This is a genomic window from Acinetobacter sp. CAU_H_78 (assembly GCF_058599365.1).
Map to the genome: position 1 here is coordinate 2438263 of NZ_CM178652.1, position 25353 is coordinate 2463615.

The 25353-nt window shown below is 43.1% G+C and carries 16 protein-coding genes, 8 tRNA genes and 3 rRNA genes; 1 reads left to right on the plus strand and 26 read right to left on the minus strand.

What is annotated here, in order from left to right; all coding sequences use genetic code 11:
- Positions 1-4: 4 nt before the first annotated feature.
- From filE to filA, 5 genes are all read right to left on the minus strand, one after another.
- On the minus strand, positions 5-1252 hold the full coding sequence (gene filE, locus AC4MCD_RS11610; protein WP_491876152.1) for a putative pilus assembly protein FilE: 1248 nt from the start codon (positions 1250-1252) through the stop codon (positions 5-7).
- A gap of 7 nt (positions 1253-1259) precedes the next feature.
- Entirely contained in the window at positions 1260-2924 is a 1665-nt protein-coding gene (gene filD / locus AC4MCD_RS11615; RefSeq protein ID WP_180070423.1) for a putative pilus system OmpP1/FadL family transporter FilD, read from the minus strand.
- Between the two features lie 12 nt (positions 2925-2936).
- A complete protein-coding gene (filC, locus tag AC4MCD_RS11620; RefSeq protein WP_491876153.1) occupies positions 2937-4190 on the minus strand; it encodes a putative pilus system protein FilC in 1254 nt (417 codons plus the stop codon).
- A 38-nt stretch (positions 4191-4228) separates the two neighbouring features.
- Complete coding sequence (gene filB, locus AC4MCD_RS11625) at positions 4229-5062, minus strand: putative pilus system C39 family peptidase FilB (protein ID WP_180054084.1); 834 nt, start codon at positions 5060-5062, stop codon at positions 4229-4231.
- Between the two features lie 190 nt (positions 5063-5252).
- Positions 5253-6197, minus strand: a complete 945-nt coding sequence (filA, locus tag AC4MCD_RS11630; protein ID WP_491876154.1) for a putative pilus system protein FilA — start codon at positions 6195-6197, stop codon at positions 5253-5255.
- A gap of 260 nt (positions 6198-6457) precedes the next feature.
- Between filA and AC4MCD_RS11635 the strand changes: the two genes are divergently transcribed.
- Positions 6458-7789 carry an anthranilate synthase component I family protein gene (locus tag AC4MCD_RS11635; RefSeq protein ID WP_491876155.1) on the plus strand — a complete coding sequence of 444 codons (1332 nt, stop codon included), beginning with the start codon at positions 6458-6460 and terminating at the stop codon, positions 7787-7789.
- A 125-nt stretch (positions 7790-7914) separates the two neighbouring features.
- On the opposite strand, the gene hisC is transcribed toward AC4MCD_RS11635, so the two are convergent.
- The 21 genes from hisC to AC4MCD_RS11740 all read right to left on the minus strand — a co-directional run bounded on the left by hisC (position 7915) and on the right by AC4MCD_RS11740 (position 25282).
- Positions 7915-9006 carry a histidinol-phosphate transaminase gene (hisC, locus tag AC4MCD_RS11640; protein WP_419365674.1) on the minus strand — a complete coding sequence of 364 codons (1092 nt, stop codon included), beginning with the start codon at positions 9004-9006 and terminating at the stop codon, positions 7915-7917.
- A gap of 118 nt (positions 9007-9124) precedes the next feature.
- Positions 9125-10426 carry a histidinol dehydrogenase gene (hisD, locus tag AC4MCD_RS11645; protein WP_491876156.1) on the minus strand — a complete coding sequence of 434 codons (1302 nt, stop codon included), beginning with the start codon at positions 10424-10426 and terminating at the stop codon, positions 9125-9127.
- Positions 10427-10613: 187 nt separating this feature from the next.
- A complete protein-coding gene (hisG, locus tag AC4MCD_RS11650) occupies positions 10614-11315 on the minus strand; it encodes an ATP phosphoribosyltransferase (protein ID WP_005234128.1) in 702 nt (233 codons plus the stop codon).
- On the minus strand, positions 11315-12571 hold the full coding sequence (murA, locus tag AC4MCD_RS11655) for a UDP-N-acetylglucosamine 1-carboxyvinyltransferase (protein WP_159124271.1): 1257 nt from the start codon (positions 12569-12571) through the stop codon (positions 11315-11317). Before murA ends, hisG begins: the two co-directional genes overlap by 1 nt.
- 7 nt (positions 12572-12578) lie before the next feature.
- Positions 12579-12830 carry a BolA family iron metabolism protein IbaG gene (ibaG, locus tag AC4MCD_RS11660; protein ID WP_004783413.1) on the minus strand — a complete coding sequence of 84 codons (252 nt, stop codon included), beginning with the start codon at positions 12828-12830 and terminating at the stop codon, positions 12579-12581.
- A 135-nt stretch (positions 12831-12965) separates the two neighbouring features.
- A complete protein-coding gene (hpf, locus tag AC4MCD_RS11665) occupies positions 12966-13298 on the minus strand; it encodes a ribosome hibernation-promoting factor, HPF/YfiA family (protein WP_004783414.1) in 333 nt (110 codons plus the stop codon).
- 184 nt (positions 13299-13482) lie between these two features.
- Positions 13483-14928 carry an RNA polymerase factor sigma-54 gene (locus AC4MCD_RS11670; RefSeq protein WP_125279334.1) on the minus strand — a complete coding sequence of 482 codons (1446 nt, stop codon included), beginning with the start codon at positions 14926-14928 and terminating at the stop codon, positions 13483-13485.
- Positions 14929-15196: 268 nt separating this feature from the next.
- Positions 15197-15311 (minus strand): 5S ribosomal RNA (gene rrf / locus AC4MCD_RS11675).
- Positions 15312-15513: 202 nt separating this feature from the next.
- A 23S ribosomal RNA gene (locus tag AC4MCD_RS11680) occupies positions 15514-18405 on the minus strand.
- A gap of 399 nt (positions 18406-18804) precedes the next feature.
- Positions 18805-18880 (minus strand) — tRNA-Ala (locus tag AC4MCD_RS11685).
- Between the two features lie 45 nt (positions 18881-18925).
- Positions 18926-19002 (minus strand) — tRNA-Ile (locus AC4MCD_RS11690).
- A gap of 61 nt (positions 19003-19063) precedes the next feature.
- A 16S ribosomal RNA gene (locus tag AC4MCD_RS11695) occupies positions 19064-20601 on the minus strand.
- The 16S, 23S and 5S rRNA genes sit together here with 2 tRNA genes alongside, the layout of an rRNA operon.
- A 933-nt stretch (positions 20602-21534) precedes the next feature.
- Positions 21535-21611: transfer RNA gene (locus AC4MCD_RS11700), tRNA-Pro, on the minus strand.
- Between the two features lie 18 nt (positions 21612-21629).
- Positions 21630-21705, minus strand: a tRNA-His gene (locus AC4MCD_RS11705).
- Positions 21706-21783: 78 nt separating this feature from the next.
- Positions 21784-21860: transfer RNA gene (locus tag AC4MCD_RS11710), tRNA-Pro, on the minus strand.
- A 19-nt stretch (positions 21861-21879) separates the two neighbouring features.
- Positions 21880-21955 (minus strand) — tRNA-His (locus tag AC4MCD_RS11715).
- Positions 21956-21991: 36 nt separating this feature from the next.
- Positions 21992-22068, minus strand: a tRNA-Arg gene (locus AC4MCD_RS11720).
- Between the two features lie 35 nt (positions 22069-22103).
- A tRNA-Pro gene (locus AC4MCD_RS11725) sits at positions 22104-22180 on the minus strand.
- Positions 22181-22334: 154 nt separating this feature from the next.
- A complete protein-coding gene (gene nadA, locus AC4MCD_RS11730) occupies positions 22335-23402 on the minus strand; it encodes a quinolinate synthase NadA (protein WP_491876157.1) in 1068 nt (355 codons plus the stop codon).
- Between the two features lie 151 nt (positions 23403-23553).
- Positions 23554-24774, minus strand: coding sequence for a bifunctional glutamate N-acetyltransferase/amino-acid acetyltransferase ArgJ (gene argJ, locus AC4MCD_RS11735; protein ID WP_419374845.1), 1221 nt, complete (start codon positions 24772-24774; stop codon positions 23554-23556).
- A gap of 154 nt (positions 24775-24928) precedes the next feature.
- On the minus strand, positions 24929-25282 hold the full coding sequence (locus AC4MCD_RS11740; RefSeq protein ID WP_180048150.1) for a hypothetical protein: 354 nt from the start codon (positions 25280-25282) through the stop codon (positions 24929-24931).
- Between the last annotated feature and the right edge of the window lie 71 nt (positions 25283-25353).

Consider the following 25353-nt stretch of genomic DNA (forward strand, 5'->3'; position numbering starts at 1 on the left):
GTCCTTATCGAATGGCGACTAGTTTTAGTTGTCCATAATTTGTCAGCATCTTGTCTTCAACATCTATGGCTGAAGCGAGTGGGGTCATTAATACATATTGGCTTTGCGCAGGAATCTGAATAATTCCCTGTATCTTCTCATGTTGAATAATATTGGCTTGTGCTTCCTGATTTTTAAAACCGCCCGCCCCTTCTAAAACACAGCCTCGTTCATCCAGAAATACAACAAATGGCCAGTAATAGGCAGGATTATTCTGACGGGAAGCATAAGACTGAATCTGAATATTTTTAATATCAGATTTTAGCTTCACAATTTCATAATCAAACTCATCTGATTTCAGCGGTGCCCGTGGCCACAGATTAATGGATTTACCTGCACTAATCTCTTTCGCATTCTTAACTTTTTTATCTTTAAAACACTGCTTACCTAAGCTTTCTACAGATTCAGGCTGAGAAATACGATAGTAGGTTTGAGCCAGTACAATAGGACCAGAATCTACGACAGGTTGTTGAAACAAGGACTTTATAATCGACTGCCCTACTCCTTTTTCACGCTCAATCGTCTGTACACGTGTTGACCCAATATTTTTATCAACTATCCCTTCAGGCATACTATAGAAACGTTTTTTACCTTCCAGATTAAATTCTTTATTTTCCAGATATTCACTATCCACATATTCCACCCCTTCAACCTGACTGAAACCCTGTTTTTGAACAGGATCAGGTACTGCCTGAATGACAGGTTCAGGGGTTTGAAGCTGTGTCACTGGTGGTAAGTGTTGCGGTAATCTAGACTCAACGTGTTTAGTTGGTTGTACTGGTTGTACTGGTTGTACTGGTTGTACTGGTTGTACTGGTTGTACTGGTTGTACTGGTTGTACTGGTTGTACTGGTTGTACTGGTTGTACTGGTTGTACTGGTTGTACTGGTTGTACTGGTTGTACTGGTTGTACTGGTTGTACAACCATATTATTTTTTTGCTGAACTGTTGCCACACTTTTTTCGACTATCTTTGGCTCGGATTTTTTCAGATCCTGTGCAGTAGATGTAACGGGTGTAGTCAATTTTTTCGGAGTAGTGGCCGCTTGGTTTTTTGTTGTTTCTTTCTGCCCATTATTTTGACGTGGCACAACTAATGGTCGCCCATCTGGACCAATGATCGTAATAAACTCTCTGGCATCTGTATAAAAAGACCATGGTACCAGACTTAATGCCAGTACCATCTTTATCCCTAAGTTCCCTGTTCTGATCATTTCTTCCTTACCAACGCGTGCGATAGTTCAAACCTAAAATTGTGATCTTGGTATCTGTTTTGACATTCAAGCCTGCATATGGATTTAGTAAAAGGTTATTTACCCCGGTCTGGTTCGCCAAACTACTGGTATTTGCTGGGATATTATCTTTACTGCGTAAGAAACCAATAGATAGATCCAGATCCGTATCTGCGTCAAAACGGTAGCCTACTCCTAAACCAAATAGCTGTGCACCATTAATCGGTACCATGGTATTGCGTTTATCTTTTGGAATGGCACTGGTACGTGGTTCATAACCAGCACGAAGTTTCAGTCGGTCCGTTGCTGAATACTCTACTCCGATCCCGAAGTTCCATGGCGACTCAAACCCAAGCGGTAATGCAAGTGAAGAATCCGTTACATTGGCAGATAACAGTTTGGCAATCTTCAAGGCAGAAAGGGTGCGGTCGAACTCAAACTTGAATTGGTCCCAAGCAGCATAATCTGTCCAGCCAATATCAAAATTGACCTGCAAATCCGGCATCACCTTATATTTGATCCCCGCCTGAAAGTGAGCTGGGTATTCGAAATCCATGGAAACCAGACCCGATTCACTTGAAGGGATATAATTTGGAAAACCAAGAATTGCAGCTAAAATCTGGCCAGTTGGGGAGGTCATCAGACCTTTAATCATTTCCTGTGGTGCTTTGGCATTATCGATATGATATTTACCTTTTAAGCGCATTTTGGCAGCACTCTGATAAACCATACCAAAACTGAAATCTTCAGTGGGCTCCCATAGAACACCCAGGTTATAGCTTGGACTTAAATTTTGTTCTAATGAAAGTTGCATTTGGCCAAATTTGCCAAATGGGTTCATTCCTTCATCAGCATTACAGATCCCGAGCAACAAAATATCAGTAATGATGTCAGAATTTTCTTTAAATGGTGTACATACGACTTCATCAATCATACGCAACATGCCAATCAGCTCATTGGGAAAACGTAAATCTGTTTTCATAGCAATGGCTTGATAAGACATCCCGATTGAAGCACCAATCGAAAGCTGGTCGTTGACTTCATAACCAATTGATGGAGATAAATATGTAATCCGCTCTAAAGCAACCTGTTGTCCCATAAAATTGGCAGGATTACCATCCTCATGGCCAAAACCTGCCACTAGTGGTGCATAGACTGCAGTTGCATAAGTTGCTTTAGAGCCTGGTGGTTTATAAGAGACCCCCATAGTAGGTGCTGCCATCGGAAGGCCTTCACCCAAATCCACCATTTTTTTCAGAATAGGTACGTAGAGGCTGACATACTCTACATCACCCTTCACTGGACCTTTAAAATCTGTACATAAATCAGAAGATACTTCAGGCCCATCATTACAGACCATTGGATCATCTGAATAACCAAAAACGTTATATCCAGCAGGAACAGTAAATTCACGCTGAATATCAAAGTTCGCAACAATAATTTGCTGTTCGGTTTGTAAGCCTTCAATTTTAGCCAATGCAGCCGGGTTAAAGTGAATTGCATTCACTCCTGGCGGATCTGCAGTAACTGCGTTCCCCATAGACAATGCACGCAGGTCAACAGAAAGGTTGGTACCTAATTGTGCAAAGGTATAACTTGAACAGCCCGCAAGAATAATTCCTGTTAATAACGGGCTAAGTCGAATGTTTTTCATACGACACCCCTATTAACTGAATTTCTTACCGAAACCTAAAATATCAAGTGGGAATGAAAGTCCCAGTGAAACATCTGGTGCATCTTCGGTCAGCCCCAATCCGACCGTACCATTTACAATGGTTTCTGGGGATACACGCACCCCTAAAGAAATCGCAAAAGTAGAACTAGTCTGATCAGCGGCTGAATAGCTTTCACCCGTGTGATACTTAAATTCTGCACCAGTGTTAAAGCTTTGCTGATAAGACATGGTCATGGAAACGTCATAGTTAAATGAATAAGCGAAACCGAAAGCAAAACCACCACTAATCCCTGGTTCAAACTCTTCAATAATTCGTGTACCGCGACGCTGATCTAAGCCAGATTCCTTAAACCCATAATTTGCAGAAACAGAGGCAAATAGTACCACTGGATCAATATATTTACGTGTACTCGCCCCCACACCCGCTGAGTAATACCCCTTACCTGCAGCCAGATCTTTTGCTGCATTAATTTCATATGGGCTATCACCTGTTTTAGTCGACAAATTGGCAAATAAAATAAGTGGTAAACGACCTGCTTTTAAAGGGAATGGCTCCCAACGCGCACCTAGACTAATATCCCCTAATCCTGCTGTAGAGGTATCTTTTAATAAATCTGTTTTAGCCACCAAAGGTAAGGAAGCTGTTAAGGTCAGGTTATCTTTCACCCCGTACTGAAAAGTGAAAGTATTGGTCAGGCTATGTGTTGCATTTTCCTGAACACGGAGCTGATACAACTGGCCCTGTGCCATTTCCATATCGAGTTGTGTATCTCGATAATAGGTATAATCAATATCGTAATAGGATGAAATTTCGCCTTGTTTAATAAGTGAGTATTGACGCTCATTTGAAGTAAATACTTCTTCTAGACTTGCTTCCTGAGTAGCATCTCCTTCTTTTTTCTGTAAGGCTTGAGATGCATCTACTGCTTGAGTGGCTGGAGCTTCAGCAGGTGCAGCTGTTTCAACAACAGCTCCTTCCTGAACAGTTTCATATCCTCCCAGTTCAGGCTCTGCTACAGCTTCCTCCTGAACTGTTTCATACCCTCCAAGTTCAGGTTCTTCTACAGCTTGAGTTGCTGCTGGTTCAGGCTGAATATCAACGGATGCAGCAGTCTCGACTACTTCTTCCTCAACCGTTTCATACTCACCCAGTTCAGGCTCATCCGCAGCCCATGCCACTCCCATGACCATCTGAATGCTGAGCGCCAAGAATGTCTTGTTCATCCATTTACTGTTCATATCCATTTCACCATTTTTAATTTTTCTATAGCCATCTTTTCGTTTTATTTATTCTTGTAATAAAGTCTGAGAAAATTATATTGATATTCCCCAAATTTTTCTGAATCTACATTACGGTTACGATCCATACGAATAGTCGATGCTTTATCGGCAATTTTATCCATATAAAACTGTGGATACTGCATATCAACTAGAGCATAACGGTTAATGGTTGCATCTTCGACATGACGCATATCCGAATCTTTTAATGCCAAAAAGTTTTTTCGATATTGTTCAGGGACATTAATTAAATATAAAGTATTGTTTTCCCAAATTTCCTTAAATCGCTGTTCATCAAAACTGATATTACCTAGTGCTGGATCGGCAACATACACCCGCCCATTTTTATAAGCTTTGTACACGACAAAATGTTTAAATCCTGCATAGGAAATAGGAACAATGGCGGGTTGTCCCTGTTTAACCAGATCTTCAAATTCCCCGCGATAGCCACCACTTTCCAGGCCTAAGGCAGCAACAAAACGCTTCATATCAAGAAGGGAAAAGCTACGACGTTCGATGATTTTATCCGTTTCACCAAATTTCATTAGGCCATTCATGACTTGCTGTTCACCCAGTTGGGTCCCCACATAGCCATTTAATAAAGTCGTAAGTGCAGCTGAACCACAACTATAATCATAAGCCTGACGCACAATTCCCTGAAACTGGTCTAACAGTGCAGGTTTGACTTCCACATGTTCGCGGTGCATACGCACAAAAGAGTCATTTCTTGAATCAAGAACTTCAGTATAGTGAACAGCGCCTGGAGGCTGTTTTTTAATATCCAGAGCTTCTTTGGCAGCGTAATACATCAATGCCGAGCCCAATGCAATCTCTAACATATTCTTTTACTTTTCTTATCATTGGCATGATGTGCCTAATTTTTCTTTTTATAGAGTCTTCACTCTACTTCCCTGTAACTAGAAAGATACCTTCTTTTTCAAAAAAATACAGTCTTTTTTTATTTTTTTAGATAGATGTTGTAGTCATAAAAAAAAGCGCGTGTAAACACGCGCTTTTTTAAGGTAAAAATTAGTGACCAGAGATCGTAATAATAGCGCCTGGAACAAAAGTACCTTGTGCTGGACTAAAGTAAGTTTGCATACCTTGAATTTCCATGTCACCAATTGAAGCTGCAGTACGGCTACCTAAGTGAATACCTTTCACATAGTTATCATGTGCACCACTTGAGCTCACAATACGAATATATCCATCATTCGCACCTTCTGCACCAAAGACACTGATTGACTGATTCAATGCAAGATCTCTAGAGTCAGCATCTGTTAACTTAATGCTTTCAATGAAGATTTCACCTGCTTCACGAGTTGCAGTCGCTGTCGAGTTATCCAAAATACCAAGATCTAAAATTTCTAAGCCACCAACCATATTTGCTTCTAATTTGATCATTGCACCTTGTGGAGCTGCACCTAATTGAATGTTTGCAGACATAGGTCCTGTTTTAACTGATAGGCCAGATAAGATATAATTAGTTGCACCTTGACCACCACGACGAATGCTAGTTGCTGTATCTGCTGGTTCATCACCTGATGCTACTACCCCGATTTTACCGATATTGATATCTAAGCCTGAAACTTCAGCTGCAATGTTGATGAACGGGTTACCAGCACCAGCATCTGAGTCAATGGTTAAATCTGCAAGGTTATGTGACTCTAGTAAATACGCACCATTGTTATCATAGTTTGCGCCAACTACAATACCATGTGCTGTAGTAGCGCCTGTACCGTTTGCTTCAATAACAATTGCACCCGCCTCACCTGTACCACCAGTACCACTGTAACCATCATTATCATGGATAAATAGTTTTTCAATTTCAATTTTTGAAATACCGATACCGATTTTCAAACCGTCCTGACCTGTAGTCGCGCTTAGAGATGCATCGTCCAGTGATTGCATCGCCATTGCGTTTGCACTAAAAGCAACTGAAGCAGCTAAAGCCAATTTTGTGAATTTTTTCATTGTTTACTCTCCCAAGAGTACTATTTTTTTGGTTGTGAATCACTCAGTGCTGACGTTGTGTTTTTTATTTTCTGACAACGCAAAGCATCTTTCCTTGAGTAATTTTGCTCGCCCACTTAACTTAACGTCGAGTCATATTTTGATCAACTGTTGTTGGTCATATTCTGCGATTCGCCGATAAACGGTAAATTGAAGTTCTCTCTTATTTTTCTCTGGAATTCAGATAGAATCGCTCTATTCTCTTAGATATTCTGAATTGAATGCACTGCACGACCTATCAACATCTTCTTCGCCCCTCTACTCTTCAGCCAGATACTATTCTGGAGGCGCTTGCTGCACTGGATCATGTGGTCTATTTATATAATCATGGCCATCCAGTGATCGCCTGCTGCGCTGAACAATATACGCTGGTTCAAGCTGATCAAGTTAAAAATTATCGAGCTACCGCTTTTAACCAATATACGGAAGTTGAGGATGATCTTAATCTGACCTTCTGCTCTGATAGACCCACGTCATCAGAGCATTTTAGTGGTGGATATATTGGCTTCATTGCCTATGACTATGCCGCACAACAGCATATAAAATACAAACAACATCAACAACCTGCCATGTTTATTGGTCAATTTTCCTCTTATCTGGAATTAGGTCAGGATGGTTGGATATTTAAAAGTACGCATCCAGATGCTCAAGATATTTTCCAGCAGATTCAGTCTTTAATTGAGCAGGATCAAAACCGATTAGAATTCAGCTTGGTTTCGCCATGTACGGCGCGTTGGGATAAAGCAAGGTATCAGCAGGCATTTGATCGGGTACAGGAATATATCAAAGCAGGCGACTGCTATCAGATTAACCTGACACAAGAATTTTCAGCCCAGGCACAAGGTTCATTATTGGCGACTGCACGCGCTTTCTGGACATTAACCAATGCACCTTATGCAGGCTATTTACGTGTGGGTGAGTTTGAATTATTAAGCTGTTCTCCTGAGTTATTTATTGAGTTTCAGTCCGAAAAGAAAATTATCACCAAGCCAATTAAAGGCACGATGCCACGTTATGACGATCCTATTTTGGATGAACAATCCAAACAGATTTTGAAAGCTTCAGAAAAAGACAGGGCTGAAAATGTCATGATCGTGGATTTACTGCGTAATGACCTTAGTGTTTATGCAGAAACAGGTTCAGTCAAGACACCTAAACTATTCAATATTGAGTCATTTAATCAGGTACATCATATGGTTAGCGAAGTCGAAGCGACCTTAAAAGAAGGTGTGCATCCTTTTGATGTATTACTGTCTGCACTTCCAGGTGGATCAATTACCGGTGCACCAAAGATTCGTGCCATGCAAATTATTGAAGAGTTAGAAGGTGCTCCACGTGGAGCGTATTGTGGTTCATTAGGTTATTTTAATTTTGATGGAACAGGAAGCTGGAATATTCTGATTCGCTCCATTCAGAAATATCAGGATGAGGTTTCACTTTGGGCCGGTGGTGGAATTACGATTTCTTCTGACCGTGATGCAGAGTATCAGGAGTGTTTTGATAAAGTCGAGGCTATGCTGGATTTACTCAATACCTGGTATAAACCCGAATAAATAAAAAAGCGGCTCCATAGAGTCTTGAATCTCCCCTAACCCCTCTTTAACAAAGAGGGGGATTCTCTCTCTTTAAAAAGAAAAAGGTTCCCTCCTTTATCAAAAGAGGGTTAGGGTGGATTTAACTAAGCTAAAATATCATTTTTCAATGTGTCTACCAAACGCTGATTTTGCTCATCTGTACCAATGGTAATACGTAAAAATTGATTGATACGAGGTTTATTAAAGTAACGTACGATAATGCCACGTTCCCGTAATTCAGCCGCTAACTCACCTGCATCTTTTGATGGTAGTGAAGCAAAAATAAAGTTCGCACTTGATGGCAAGACTTTGAAACCGAGCTCATTCAACTGATTAACCAGTTTTTCACGACTGGCAATGACTTTGGCATTTTGTGCTTCAAAGTATTCCTGATCTTCGAATGAAGCGACCGCAGCCGCAATCGCAAAACGATCCATTGGATAAGAGTTAAAGCTGTTTTTTACCGCTTCAAGTGCTGCAATTAAATGCGATTGGGCAATCGCAAAACCGACACGTAAGCCTGCTAAAGAGCGGGATTTTGAAGTCGTCTGACAGACTACTAGATTCTCGTATTTATCAATCAAACTCACTGCTGATTCAGCACCAAAATCTACATAGGCTTCATCAATGACGACTACTGAATCTGGATTCGCTTGCAGGATTTCTTCAATGCCAGACAAACCAAGTGCAATACTGGTTGGCGCATTTGGATTAGTGATGATAATACCGCCATTTGGCTGTTTATAATCATCTACTACAATTTCAAAATTTTCATTGAGTGGCAAGATTTTGGTTTTGACACCAAAGAACTGACTATAAACCGGATAGAAGCTATAGGTAATATCTGGATAAAGCAGTGGCTGTTCCTGAATAAAGAAGGCTTTAAAAATATGTGCCAAGACTTCATCAGAACCATTTCCTACAAAGACATTTTCAACAGTAACATTTTGCTGTCTAGCTATGGCATGTTTCAATTCAGATGCATCTGGATCTGGATAAAGACGTAAAACATCTGCGCCATTGGCTAAAACTTTTTGCACCGCTTCCACGACTTTCGGTGATGGTGGATACGGATTTTCATTGGTATTTAATTTTAAAAGGTTTTGAATTTTGGGCTGTTCGCCTGGAACGTAAGGCTCTAGCTCACGGACTTCAGGGCTCCAAAAACGCATTTGCTCTATGGTGATATTCGACATTTTCTATTCTCAAACTCCCTCTCCTTTTAGGAGAGGGTTAGGGAGAGGTCAAATAATTCCCCTTACCTAACCTCTCCCGAAGGGAAAGAAATATCTTTTATTCAATATAAGTATTTAATTACTGATAACGGTAGCGTGCTGAACGGGCATGCGCATCCAGATTTTCCTGCTGTGCCAGAACATCTGCAGTTTTCGCAAGGGTTTTCACACCATCTTCAGAACACATAATCAGGCTTGAACGCTTCTGGAAATCATACACACCCAGTGGTGATGAGAAACGTGCTGTACCCGATGTCGGTAATACATGGTTTGGACCTGCACAATAGTCACCAATCGCTTCAGGCGTATAACGTCCCATGAAGATCGCACCGGCATGGCGAATCTCTTCAGCCATTTCTTGAGCTTCATCCAAACACAGCATTAAATGTTCAGGTGCTACTTGGTTAATCAGCTCAATACCTTCAGCACGATCTTTCACAAGCACTAATGCACCACGATTGGCAATTGAAGTGCGGGCAATTTCTGCTTTTGGTAGAGCTAGCAAATGCTCTTCAATTGCTTGTTCTACTTCATTGAGAAGCTGTTCATCAGGCGTAATAAATACAGCTTGAGCAACAGTGTCATGCTCAGCTTGAGATAACAAATCCATCGCTAACCATTTGGCATTGTTCGGCCCTTCTGCATAGATCAGAATTTCTGAAGGACCAGCAATCATGTCGATACCAACCTGACCAAATACTGCACGTTTTGCCGCAGCCACAAAACGGTTACCTGGACCAGTGATTTTATCGACACGTGGAATGGTTTCTGTACCATAGGCCAATGCAGCAACCGCTTGTGCGCCACCAATGGTAAATACACGGTGTACGCCAGCCAGATAGGCAGCAGCCAAGACTAATGGGTTCAGTTCACCATTTGGAGCAGGCACCACCATAACAATTTCACCTACACCTGCCACATGTGCAGGAACAGCATTCATTAACACCGAAGATGGATATGAAGCCAAGCCACCTGGCACATAGATCCCTACGCGATCCAATGGCGTCACTTTCTGACCCAAGGTATTACCTAGAGCGTCGACATACGTCCAACCATCCTGTTTTTGTGCCTGATGGAATTCGCGAATACGGTTTGCAGCCAATTCTAAAGCTTCACGCACTTCAGTCGTTAAGCCTTCGAAAGCTGCTTTAAGTTGCTCTTGAGTCAGTTCCAAATCTGAAAATTGATGCGCTGGATGTCGATCGAACTGCCGAGTCAATTTAAGAACATGAGCATCACCATGCTGACGCACGTCAGCAATAATTTGGTCTACAGTTTTTAAAAGTTCAGGATCATTCACGGTTTCAAAAGCCAACAAGTCAGCAAATGCTTGCTTGAAGTTTTGATCTTGTGTCGATAAACGTCGCATCAATTTACCCATAAGGTTTGAATTCGAAGGCTTTAGTTTACCTGTTTTCAAAGACTTTGTCGGTAGCTAGAACAGACTTGTGCTATGAGTTTTATTGGAAATAGCTTTAGATAAAATTGATGAAAGCATTAGGCTTCTTATCTTTTTGAGCACAAATAAAAAACCGCCCAAAGTGGACGGTCTTTAATACAGCGTAAATTTAAGCTTTTTTCGCCTGTTCGCGTGCTTCAACCGCTTGTTCAAGCTGGGCAAGAATTGGATTCAGCAATGCTTGCTTACGTTTAAAGCTGGCTTTGTTCACAATCAGACGTGAAGAGACTTTGCAAATTTCTTCAAGTGGCTCAAGACCATTGGCACGCAGTGTATTGCCTGTATCGACCACGTCGACAATGTAATCACCTAAACCCACCAGTGGTGCAAGTTCCATCGAACCGTAGAGCTTGATCACATCAACCTGCTCACCGAGGCTCGCGTAGTATTGACGGGTCAGATTCACGTATTTAGTCGCAATTTTTAAACGGCCTTTCGGACGCTCCATGCCGACTTTACCTGCTGTCATCAATTTGCAGTTGGCAATTTTAAGATCTAATGGTTCATAGACATTTTGCGCGCCATGTTCCATCAACACATCTTTACCTGCAACACCGATATCTGCCGCGCCATTTTCAACATAGGTCGGCACATCAGAAGCACGTAAAATCAGGATACGCACCTGTTTATGCGTGGTTGGAAAAATCAGCTTACGTGATTTATCCGGATCTTCCAGCAGGTTAATCCCTGCTGTTTCAAGCAGAGGTAAAGTTTCTTTTAAGATACGGCCCTTGCTTAATGCTAACGTTAAACCATGATCAAAATTGCCCATTACGTCAAAGTTTGGATCATCGTTTCTCATATCACTCATTAACTTACTCGCTTAATTTGGGCACCTAAACCTTGTAACTTTGCTTCGACATCTTCATAACCGCGGTCAATATGATAAATACGGTCAATCAATGTTTCTCCTTCGGCTGCAAGTGCTGCAAGAACTAAAGAGAATGAAGCACGTAAATCTGTTGCCATCACAGGCGCTGCAGAAAGTTTTTCTACACCTGTTACGACAGCATCATTACCTTCGACCTGAATATTGGCTCCCATACGGGCCAATTCAGGAACATGCATAAAACGGTTTTCAAAAATCGTTTCAGAAATTGTGGCAAACCCACGGCCAATGGCATTGACTGCCATTAACTGGGCTTGCATATCTGTTGGGAAATCTGGATGTGGCAAGGTACGGAAGCTCACCGCTTTCGGACGTTTGCCCATCATATCCAGTTCAATCCAGTCATCACCACGAGTGACTTCTGCACCCATTTCTTCAAACTTATCCAGTACAGCTTCCATTAAAGCTGGATCTGTATGTGTGGTTTTAACACGACCACCTGTAATAGCTGCAGCAGCCAGATAAGAACCAGTTTCAATACGGTCGGCCACTACTGCATATTCACAGCCATGCAGGCTTTCTACACCGGTAACCACTAGGGTATCGGTATCTAGACCTTCAATTTTCGCACCCATCTTAATCAGCATTTGAGCAAGATCAGTAATTTCAGGTTCGCGCGCCGCATTACGAATCGTGGTCACACCATCCGCCAATACTGCAGCCATCAGAATATTTTCAGTACCACCCACAGTCACCATATCAAAGACAACTTCACCGCCTTTCAGACGACCATCGACTTTAGCATGGACATAGCCGGCCTCAACCTCAATCTCGGCACCTAAAGCTTCTAGTGCTTTCAAATGCTGATCGACTGGACGAGAACCAATCGCACATCCACCTGGCAGGGATACTTTTGCACTACCGTAGCGCGCCAATAGAGGACCAAGCACCAAAATAGAAGCACGCATGGTTTTTACGAGTTCATAAGGTGCAAACTGGTTATCCAAAGTAGAGGTATCTGCAATAACTGTATCGCCTTCATAACTAATCGTGATCCCAAGACCTGCGATCAGCTTTACCAAGGTATTTACATCTTTTAGATTTGGAACATTTTTAAGTGTGATTGGCGTATCAGCAAGAATCATTGCTGCTAATAATGGAAGCGCTGCATTTTTTGCACCAGAAATACGCACTTCACCGTCGAGCTTAATACCGCCCTGAATTAAGAATTTATCCATTAATTGATTAAGCTCCAAATAAGCTTGCTTTACGCCATTCTTCTTTGGTCAATGCACGAATGGTCACAGCATGCACTGCACCACTGGCAATATGGGAATTGAGAGGAGCATAAACAGCTTGTTGACGTGCAACCGGACGTTTACCTTCAAACTGATCATCCACAATACGGAGATCGAATTTTCCGCCCTGACCACTCACAGCAACATCCGCCTCAGGAAAAGCGGCTTTTAAAATTTCAGCGAGCTGTTCATTATTCATCACAAGACCTCTTATAGGACTAAGGGTGTAAAACGAGTCATTTTACTATAAATGTAAAAAATAATTCATTAGTCACATACATTATATATATAAAAAAAGAGGCTTTTAAAAACCTCTTTTCCCCCATTTGGTCGCTTAAATGGCTAAACTCTGATGATTCAGCTGCATTTCGCGATATCGGTCAATCTGTTTTTTTAATTTTTCCGTCAAAATTTTAATCGAGGTATACATGTCATCAGCATTGGCATGAGCAAAAAACTCAATACCCGGTAAACGGACAATCGCTTCTGCGATATGGTTACTACTGCCTCTTTTTGAGCGCTTATCAATCTGATGATCTTTGGAAAGCTTAACCTGCATGCTGTTCACCTGATCCAGATGTTTGGTCATCTGTGAAAATTTCGTTTTTATAGTTTCTTCAATCGCTGGCGTAATTGATAAATGATGTCCACGAATTGTTATTTGCATAGTTCTATCCCTCACCTTCGTTAGGATCAGAAGAGTCACAGTTAAAAATGAAAAGAATACAATAACTTGCTCAAGCAAAATCGTGATTTAAAGTATTTATTCAGATCATTTTTACCATTCCTCAAAAGAAAAAACATTCATTACGATGTCATAATGAATCTCTAGAATAATCAAATTTCAAAAACTAGATCAAGACTTTTCGCTCAGAAGAGGAAGGAATATGTAACGATTCACGATATTTCGCGACCGTGCGTCGTGCCACATCAATCCCCTCTTCTTTCAAAAGATTGGCAATTGCATTGTCAGATAAAGGCTTACGTGCATTTTCTTCTGCAATCATTTTCTTAATTTTGGCACGGATCGCAGTAGATGAAGCCTCTCCTCCAGAAGTCGTTCCCACATGACTCGAGAAGAAGTATTTCAGTTCGAATAAACCACGTGGGGTCAGCATATATTTGTTAGTCGTTACACGGGATACAGTTGATTCATGTAGTTCCACTTCTTCAGCAATATCACGTAAAACCAGAGGCTTCATACCTTCAGGGCCAATTTCTAAAAAACTTTTCTGATGTTCAACAATACAGGTGGCTACTTTCAATAAAGTTTTATGACGTTCATCGATACTTTTAATAAAGTTTTTCGCTTCCAGCATCTGATTACGCAAATATTGATTATCTTCGCTCTGATCAGCACGACGAATCATGTTGGTATAAAAAGAATTTAGTCTCAACTTAGGCATCACATCAGGGTTTAACGTCACCTGCCAGCAGTCATTCTTTTTCATTACCACGACATCCGGGATCTGATAATCAGATTCTTTACTTTCAAACTCCAGCCCAGGATATGGCTTAAGAGTTTTCAGCAAATCAACCGCACAGCGTAATTGTTCCTGATTTAAACCAGTTTGCTTAATGAGTTTGGGTAATTCATTGGTAATCAGCAGCTCATAATGTTGCAGCAATTTAACCGCATCATTACGACAAGGGGTATTAACTGGTAGGCTATCTAGCTGAATCAATAAACACTCAGCTAGATTTCTGGAACCTACTCCAATCGGATCAAGACGCTGAATATGCTTGAGAACAACGAGTACTTCATCCTCTTCGATTTCTTCCTCATAATCCATGGAAGATAAAAGATGCTGTACTGATGCAGTAATTTCAGAAATTTCTGCATCTAGAAAACCCTTTTCGTCTAGAGAATCAATAATGCAGTATGCAATCAGCTGATCAATGCGAGAAAAGTGCAGTAGATTAATCTGCTCGAGCATATATTCTTGTAAGCTTTGCTGGCTTTGACGGTTATCTTCACGCTCTTCGAATTCTGCTGCACCCAGACTTGTCGGTTGATGAGTATAGACATCATCCCAGTCGGTATCTACAGGTAGATCGTCCGGAAGATGGTCTGCATTGAGTTCATTGGTTAAATCCTTTTGACTCGCATCAACAGTCGAAAGACTTTCAACACTGATTTGCTCTTCAACTTTTTCTAACAAAGGATTACTATCAAGTTGTAGCTGGATTTCTTGCTCTAGTTCTAGACTGGATAATTGTAATAAGCGGATTGCTTGTTGTAACTGTGGAGTTAATGACAGCGAGTTGGCAATTCGTAATCCCACTGATAATTTCATATGACCCCCTAATAAAAATCTCGTTTTATAAGCAATTTTCATGCCGTTTTAACTTTTATAACATAGTTTGATAAAAAAACACACAAAACTATAGTGATTTCATGAACTCTATCGTCATTTTTATATAATTTTTTAAGCATTATTAATCACTTATTTTTATTAAACAGTAATTAACCAATTTGTAAATTAATATAATTTGATTTAATTTTTTAAATCTCACGCATAAAAAAAGCCCTCTGCGTGAGCAGAGGGCTTTTTAGGAATAATGAGCTGGCGATGACTTACTCTCACATGGGATACCCCACACTACCATCAGCGCTAAGAGGTTTCACTTCTGAGTTCGGGAAGGGATCAGGTGGTTCACTCTTGCTATGGTCGCCAGCACAACTGGTATGATTACTCGCTATGGTCTTATTTACGTTGCTTGCGCTTCGTTTGCCTAGCTTTCTTCAAATAGAATGCATTAACAGATGTATCTGAGTTGCAGTAGTTTGTTCGATTAGCTTAACCAAATCAAGGCTTCGTCTGATCGTTAGATCAATATGAAATCAATTGATGCTTTATATACAACTGCTTGGGTGTTGTATAGTCAAGCCTCACGAGCAATTAGTATTGGTCAGCTTCATGCATCACTGCACTTCCACATCCAACCTATCAACGTCGTAGTCTTCAACGGCTCTTTAGGAGACATAAAGTCTCGGGGAAATCTTATCTTGAGGTAGGCTTCCCGCTTAGATGCTTTCAGCGGTTATCCCTTCCGAACATAGCTACCCGGCGATGCGACTGGCGTCACAACCGGTACACCAGAGGTTCGTCCACTCTGGTCCTCTCGTACTAGGAGCAGATCCTCTCAAATTTCCAGCGCCCACGGTAGATAGGGACCGAACTGTCTCACGACGTTCTAAACCCAGCTCGCGTACCTCTTTAAATGGCGAACAGCCATACCCTTGGGACCTGCTTCAGCCCCAGGATGAGATGAGCCGACATCGAGGTGCCAAACACCGCCGTCGATATGAACTCTTGGGCGGTATCAGCCTGTTATCCCCAGAGTACCTTTTATCCGTTGAGCGATGGCCCTTCCATACAGAACCACCGGATCACTAAGACCTACTTTCGTACCTGCTCGACTTGTGGGTCTCGCAGTTAAGCGCGCTTTTGCCTTTATACTCTACGCGTGATTTCCGACCACGCTGAGCGCACCTTCGTACTCCTCCGTTACTCTTTAGGAGGAGACCGCCCCAGTCAAACTACCCACCAGACATGGTCCTCGCTCCCGATCAGGGAGCAGAGTTAGAACCTCAATATTACCAGGGTGGTATTTCAAGGACGGCTCCATGGCAACTAGCGTCACCACTTCAAAGCCTCCCACCTATCCTACACAAGTAAGATCAAAGTTCAATGTCAAGCTGCAGTAAAGGTTCACGGGGTCTTTCCGTCTAGCCGCGGGTACACCGCATCTTCACGGCGAATTCGATTTCACTGAGCCTCTGCTGGAGACAGCGCCGCCATCATTATGCCATTCGTGCAGGTCGGAACTTACCCGACAAGGAATTTCGCTACCTTAGGACCGTTATAGTTACGGCCGCCGTTTACTGGGGCTTCGATCAATAGCTTCGCTTGCGCTAACCACATCAATTAACCTTCCAGCACCGGGCAGGCATCACACCCTATACGTCCACTTTCGTGTTTGCAGAGTGCTATGTTTTTAATAAACAGTTGCAGCGGCCTGGTTTCTGAGGCTGTCAACAGCTCAAGGAGCAAGTCCCATCACCATCAACAGCGTACCTTCTCCCGAAGTTACGGTACCATTTTGCCTAGTTCCTTCAGCAGAGTTCTCTCAAGCGCTTTGGTCTACTCGACCTGACCACCTGTGTCGGTTTCGGGTACGATTCCAGTGTAACTGAAGCTTAGAGACTTTTCCTGGAAGTATGGTATCAGCCACTTCACCAGTAAACTGGCTTGCTATCAACTCTCAGCATAGAGCACCCCGGATTTGCCTAAGATGCATGCCTACTGTCTTCCACCTGGACAACCAACGCCAGGCTGACTTAACCTTCTCCGTCCTCTCATCGCATTACACTGAAGTATTGGAATATTAACCAATTTCCCATCGACTACGCCTCTCGGCCTCGCCTTAGGGGTCGACTCACCCAGCCCCGATTAACGTTGGACTGGAACCCTTGGTCTTTCAGCGAACGGGTTTTTCACCCGTTTTGTCGTTACTCACGTCAGCATTCGCACTTCTGATACCTCCAGCATGCTTCTCAACACACCTTCATCGGCTTACAGAACGCTCCCCTACCACTTGCAATAAATTGCAAATCCGCAGCTTCGGTACATAGTTTTAGCCCCGTTACATCTTCCGCGCAGGCCGACTCGACTAGTGAGCTATTACGCTTTCTTTAAAGGGTGGCTGCTTCTAAGCCAACCTCCTAGCTGTCTATGCCTTCCCACATCGTTTCCCACTTAACTATGATTTAGGGACCTTAGCTGGCGGTCTGGATTGTTTTCCTCTTGACTACGGACGTTAGCACCCGCAGTCTGTCTCCCGGATAGTACTCATTGGTATTCGGAGTTTGCATCGGTTTGGTAAGTCGGGATGACCCCCTAGCCGAAACAGTGCTCTACCCCCAATGGTATTCGTCCGAGGCGCTACCTAAATAGCTTTCGGGGAGAACCAGCTATCACCGAGTTTGATTAGCCTTTCACCCCTATCCACAAGTCATCCCCTGGCTTTTCAACGACAGTGGGTTCGGTCCTCCAGTTAGTGTTACCCAACCTTCAACCTGCTCATGGATAGATCACCCGGTTTCGGGTCTATACCCAGCAACTAAACGCCCTATTAAGACTCGATTTCTCTACGGCTCCCCTATTCGGTTAACCTCGCTACTGAATATAAGTCGCTGACCCATTATACAAAAGGTACGCAGTCACCACACAAAGTGGCTCCCACTGCTTGTATGCATGCGGTTTCAGGATCTATTTCACTCCCCTCACAGGGGTTCTTTTCGCCTTTCCCTCACGGTACTGGTTCACTATCGGTCAGTCAGGAGTATTTAGCCTTAGAGGATGGTCCCCCTATATTCAGACAAGGTTTCACGTGCCTCGCCCTACTCGACATCATCATATCAGCCCTTTCGTGTACAGGACTATCACCCACTATGGTTGCACTTCCCAGAGCATTCCACTAAAACTGATATGACTTAATGGGCTGTTCCCCTTTCGCTCGCCGCTACTGAGGGAATCTCAATTGATTTCTTTTCCTACGGATACTGAGATGTTTCACTTCTCCGCGTTCGCCTCATAAACCTATGTATTCAGTTTATGATACCGACCTTATAGCCGGTGGGTTTCCCCATTCAGACATCTCCGGATCACAGGATATTTGCCGCCTCCCCGGAGCTTTTCGCAGGCTATCACGTCTTTCTTCGCCTCTGACTGCCAAGGCATCCACCACATGCACTTAATTACTTGACTATACAACCCCAAACAGTCGTTCATCCCTACAAGTAGGATGAGCAACAGATTGTGATGATTACTCATCACTCTCATACAGTTGGCGTCTCGTAGATTTAACTACCGTACAGCTTCAATTAGATTCATATACCAAAACGCTTGATTCAGTTAATTTCGCTAGTTCTCATTCAATCACTTCAACAATCAATCTTGCGATCTCTTGTTTCCGCTCTTTCATGAGTATGAACAAATTATTTCAACTCAAATATATTCTGTTAATGATTTAATGCATCCTCGTCGGACTGCATTACTGTGATAAATCACAGAGGTTAATAACAATGCCGCGCATTATACGCCGCTTTCTTACTAAGCTCTATAAGCTATCAAACCGTTTGCTTATTACGTATTCGAACGAATACGTGGTGGAGACTAGGAGAGTCGAACTCCTGACCTCCTGCGTGCAAAGCAGGCGCTCTACCAACTAAGCTAAGTCCCCAGCTTATCAATAAGTCAATGTTCTGATTTTCTGTTTTCTGGCAGATGGTGGGTCTGACAAGACTTGAACTTGTGACCCCACGCTTATCAAGCGTGTGCTCTAACCAACTGAGCTACAGACCCTCAGATACATCGTCATGAAGAACAACTTGTTGTGGATTCTTACCAATCGTCAATCTTTCGTTAAGGAGGTGATCCAGCCGCAGGTTCCCCTACGGCTACCTTGTTACGACTTCACCCCAGTCATCGGCCACACCGTGGTAAGCGTCCTCCCTAAGGTTAGACTACCTACTTCTGGTGCAACAAACTCCCATGGTGTGACGGGCGGTGTGTACAAGGCCCGGGAACGTATTCACCGCGGCATTCTGATCCGCGATTACTAGCGATTCCGACTTCACGCAGTCGAGTTGCAGACTGCGATCCGGACTACGATCGGCTTTTTGAGATTAGCATCTGCTCGCGCAGTAGCAACCCTTTGTACCGACCATTGTAGCACGTGTGTAGCCCTGGCCGTAAGGGCCATGATGACTTGACGTCGTCCCCGCCTTCCTCCAGTTTGTCACTGGCAGTATCCTTAAAGTTCCCACCCGAAGTGCTGGCAAATAAGGAAAAGGGTTGCGCTCGTTGCGGGACTTAACCCAACATCTCACGACACGAGCTGACGACAGCCATGCAGCACCTGTATCAGAGTTCCCGAAGGCACCAATCCATCTCTGGAAAGTTCTCTGTATGTCAAGGCCAGGTAAGGTTCTTCGCGTTGCATCGAATTAAACCACATGCTCCACCGCTTGTGCGGGCCCCCGTCAATTCATTTGAGTTTTAGTCTTGCGACCGTACTCCCCAGGCGGTCTACTTATCGCGTTAGCTGCGCCACTAAAGCCTCAAGGGCCCCAACGGCTAGTAGACATCGTTTACGGCATGGACTACCAGGGTATCTAATCCTGTTTGCTCCCCATGCTTTCGCACCTCAGTGTCAGTATTAGGCCAGATGGCTGCCTTCGCCATCGGTATTCCTCCAGATCTCTACGCATTTCACCGCTACACCTGGAATTCTACCATCCTCTCCCATACTCTAGCTAACCAGTATCGAATGCAATTCCCAAGTTAAGCTCGGGGATTTCACATTTGACTTAATTAGCCACCTACGCGCGCTTTACGCCCAGTAAATCCGATTAACGCTTGCACCCTCTGTATTACCGCGGCTGCTGGCACAGAGTTAGCCGGTGCTTATTCTGCGAGTAACGTCCACTTATCCCAGGTATTAACCAGGTAAGCCTCCTCCTCGCTTAAAGTGCTTTACAACCAAAAGGCCTTCTTCACACACGCGGCATGGCTGGATCAGGGTTGCCCCCATTGTCCAATATTCCCCACTGCTGCCTCCCGTAGGAGTCTGGGCCGTGTCTCAGTCCCAGTGTGGCGGATCATCCTCTCAGACCCGCTACAGATCGTCGCCTTGGTAGGCCTTTACCCCACCAACTAGCTAATCCGACTTAGGCTCATCTATTAGCGCAAGGTCCGAAGATCCCCTGCTTTCTCCCGTAGGACGTATGCGGTATTAGCGTCCCTTTCGGAACGTTGTCCCCCACTAATAGGCAGATTCCTAAGCATTACTCACCCGTCCGCCGCTAGGAATCAGGTGCAAGCACCCTATCCCCGCTCGACTTGCATGTGTTAAGCCTGCCGCCAGCGTTCAATCTGAGCCATGATCAAACTCTTCAGTTAAAATCATTTCGAACTTTATAAGTAAAGTTCTTAAACTTGGCTCATCAATTTTCTGACAAATATTTCTCAAATAAACTTCGAGTAATTTCTACCATTCAATCAATGAAAATAATTTCGATTAATCAACCAGTAAAAATCCACACAAGTTGTTCTTCATAATCTCTTAATGATCTTCTTACTACTTCGTCAGTAGCAAGCTAGGTCGGCTATATTACTCTCTATCTCTAGAAAGTCAACCAGTAATGAAAATTATTTTTAAACTTCCTTTCTAAAACCTAACTCAACCATTTCATGCTAAGTTACTGTTTTATCAGAAGTTTTAATCTTCATCACCGCCGATGGATGTGCATTATAGACCAATCCCAAGCAAGCGCAACCCCTATTTTTAAGAAAATACTTCAGTTGATTATTATTTCTACAAAATGGCCCCATATGCATATTCTTTAATCTAAAAACCCTATTTTTAGATATCTTTTTACTATTTCCATTTTTTAATTTAAAAAACAGGGGCTATTTCGTTTCAGCTTAATAAAGTGCAATTTAGTTTTTTATTCCTATAACTACTCTTGCTTAAAATATTCTTCCAACTCACTCGAATAAATATTTTTCTTATTTTCACAATCCCTATGGACCTCCCAATAAATGCGACTCACCCATAAAAAGACCTAGGTACATTTAGCTCGACTTATTAAAAACATAATTCTGGAATGAAGAATGAAGAATGAAGAATGAAGAATGAAGAATGAAGAATGAAGAATGAAGAATGAAGAATGAAGAATGAAGAATGAAGAATGAAGAATGAAGAATGAACTTAATCAACAATCAGTTTCTAATCTATTTTTTATTTTGCTTAAGAAATTTAGTTCGTACTTAAATTTCAGGCATAAAAAAACCGCCTAATGCGGTATCTATATAATTAATCATTTTTATAGATGGTCGGAGCAGTAGGATTCGAACCTACGACCCCCTGGTCCCAAACCAGGTGCACTACCAGGCTGTGCTATGCTCCGATGTTCAACTCAAAGAGTTGGGGTGAATGATGGGATTCGAACCCACGACAACCGGAATCACAATCCGGGGCTCTACCAACTGAGCTACATCCACCATCACGGTGTCTTCATTATTTAGACATAAAAAAACCGCTTGACGCGGCATCATTTATCTTAACCACCATGAAGAAGATGGTCGGAGCAGTAGGATTCGAACCTACGACCCCCTGGTCCCAAACCAGGTGCACTACCAGGCTGTGCTATGCTCCGATGTTCAACTCAATAGAGTTGGGGTGAATGATGGGATTCGAACCCACGACAACCGGAATCACAATCCGGGGCTCTACCAACTGAGCTACATCCACCATTGCCTTGGTTCTTAAATATCAAGCCACCAAAAATGGCGCGCCTGACAGGATTCGAACCTGTGACCATCCGCTTAGAAGGCGGATGCTCTATCCAACTGAGCTACAAGCGCTTTACTGATGATTTTCACCATCCGCCTTGAAGAATTGGTCGGAGCAGTAGGATTCGAACCTACGACCCCCTGGTCCCAAACCAGGTGCACTACCAGGCTGTGCTATGCTCCGATTCATCTCAGCTTTCGTATCAAGCTTATCGCTTGGTACGGTGTGCATTCTAGGCGTGACGCCATAAGACGTCAACACCTATATTTAAAAAAAATCAAAAAAACACTTCAAGCGTTTATTTATCAAGCATTTCAGACATTTTTTATACAAAATCTTAGCGTTTCAAACTAGCACTAAAATCCAGCATACGATCTAAAGGTAATTTAGCTCGCTGAGCTAAGGCAGGCTCAACATGAATCTCCTGATCACGATGTTGCAGAACATGCAAAATTCCCTCAAGTTCATTCATGGCCATCCAAGGACAGTGTGCACATGAACGACAGGTTGCTCCTTCTCCAGCGGTTGGAGCTTCAATCAGAATCTTATCTGGTACAGCCTGCTGCATTTTATAGAAAATACCGCGATCCGTTGCCACGATCAAACGCTGATGTGGCAAGGTTTGAGCTGCTTTGATTAACTGAGAAGTACTTCCAACTACATCAGCAATTTCTACCACAGACATCGGTGATTCTGGATGAACCAGCACTGCCGCATCAGGATATAAGGCTTTCATATTGGCAATTCCGCGCGAACGGAATTCTTCATGAACAATACAAGCACCATCCCAAAGCAGCATGTCAGCACCAGTTTTATTCTGAATATAACGCCCCAGATGCTGATCCGGTGCCCAGATAATTTTCTCGCCCAAACTATCGAGGTGTTCAATAATCTCAACTGCACAACTTGAAGTCACGACCCAGTCAGCGCGGGCTTTAACCGCAGCCGAAGTATTGGCATAAACGACTACAGTATGATCAGGATGCGCATCACAGAATTTGGTAAATTCCTCTACCGGACAGCCCAAATCCAGTGAACAGGTTGCTTCAAGAGTTGGCATAAGGACGGTTTTTTCTGGTGAAAGTATTTTTGAGGTTTCACCCATGAACTTAACCCCGGCCACCACCAAGGTCGACGCAGGATGGTCACGCCCAAAACGTGCCATTTCCAATGAATCGGAGACACAGCCACCAGTCAGTTCCGCCAGTTCCTGTACTTCAGGATCACAATAATAATGCGCAACTAGCACTGCATTCTGCTTTTCCAGTTCAGCTTGAATCTGTGCGAATTTTTCCTGTTTGGCCTGTGCACTGATCTGATGCTCTTTGGGTTCTCCTAAACGATCTAAATGCGCCTGTACAATCGATTTGGCTTCATTGGCTATTAATTTGGTCGCATCATTCATAACAACTCTTACTCTACCCTCATGGCTCATTATTCAACGAACCTTTCACCCTACATCCCGGTCATCTCCAGCAAAATGCTTTTTGACCAGTCATTAAAAATCATAAGATATAAAAAAAGCCCCACAACGGAGGCTTTGGAAACAATCTGAATTATGAACGATAATCAGCATTGATCTTCACATAATCATAGGACAGGTCACAGGTATAGACTGTATCTTTTGCTTCACCCCGTCCAAGATCAACACGAATCGTCATTTCAGCTTGTGCCATCACACGTGCACCTGCCTCTTCGGTATAATCTGCTGCTGCACCACCATCCTTGCAGATTTGTACATCATCTAACCAAACCTGAATTTTTGCAACGTCTAAATTCGCCACACCTGCATAACCGATTGCCGCCAGAATACGCCCCCAGTTTGGATCAGAAGCAAAGATCGCAGTTTTCACCAATGGAGAATGCGCAATGCTATAGGCCACGTCACAGCATTCCTGAGTATTGGCGCCGCCTTCTACGGCCACAGTAATAAATTTAGTTGCACCTTCACCATCACGCACAATAAGTTGTGCAAGACGCTTCATGGTACGCATCAATACTTCAAGCACAGCTGCATAACGAGGATCTTCAACTGATGAAATTTCTGCTCCACCGGCCTGACCTGTAGCAATAAAAATGCAAGAGTCATTGGTTGAGGTATCCCCATCAATGGTAATACGGTTGAATGACTGATTCACTGTCTCGGATAAAAGCTGTTGAACCAGTTCACGGCTGATTGGCACATCAGTCGCCACATAGCCCAGCATAGTGGCCATATTTGGACGAATCATGCCGGCGCCTTTGGAAATCCCGGTCATGGTATAGGTGATACCATCCAGCTCAAACTGTTCAGATGCACCTTTTGGTGTAGTGTCTGTGGTCATGATGCCGGTTGCCGCATCGATCCAGGCATCATCACGCAATGACTCTAATGCAGGCTGCAAACCATTCAGAAGACGTTCCATTGGTAATTGTTCGCCAATCACCCCTGTTGAAAATGGCAATACTTCTTCAGCTTTCACGCCTGCAAGTTCAGCCAGTTTGGCACAAGTGGCTTCAGCATTTGCCATACCTGTAGCACCTGTACCCGCATTGGCATTTCCGGTATTAATCACTAAATAACGTGGATTACCTACCGCCAGATGTGCTTTAGAAACATGCACAGGGGCAGCACAAAAAGCATTCTGGGTAAATACACCTGCAACATTGGAGCCTTCAGCCAGTTCAAATATCACCAGGTCACGTCGGTTCTGATAGCGTACATATGCTTCTGCCGAACCAATTCTCACCCCTTTTACCACATGCATCTGTGGCATAGATACGTCACCAACTGCCATTTTTAAATGTCCAATATTGAAGTTTCAGAAAAATACAGCTTAGTTGATCTTCATTAAAAAATCGAGCCAAAGCCAGATGAACACTCACTTTTCTTATGGTTTTTCACAATAAAAAACCAGTCATAGTGACTGGTTTTATTAAACTGGATCAAACTTAGTTTTTAGCCAGCTGGGTTGATTCACTCAATAAAGCCTGTTTCGCCTGTTGCTGACTTGCCGCAGAAAGCGCAGGGTTAGAAGCAACAATACGGTCTGCATTGGCTGCATTAGCTGCTGCAATCGCTGCAGTCTGCAAAACGATTGGACGGTTTGAATTATTAAAGGTATAGCGAATGCCGGTACGCGGACTTGCAATGGTCACCTGACCATCTGTACCCGTCTGAACCTGAGCCGTAGTTGGACCAATGGCCTGCTGAACTTTAGCAGGTGTCGTTGTTGCTGTTTCTGCAAAACTTAAAGCCGGGATTGCCAAAGCAGCAACCATCATCGTTTTTAATACTTTTGTCATTGTTTCTTCCACTTTGCGGTGTTCAATCTGCCATTAAATACCATTTAATCCGGCACAGTGCAAACAGTATT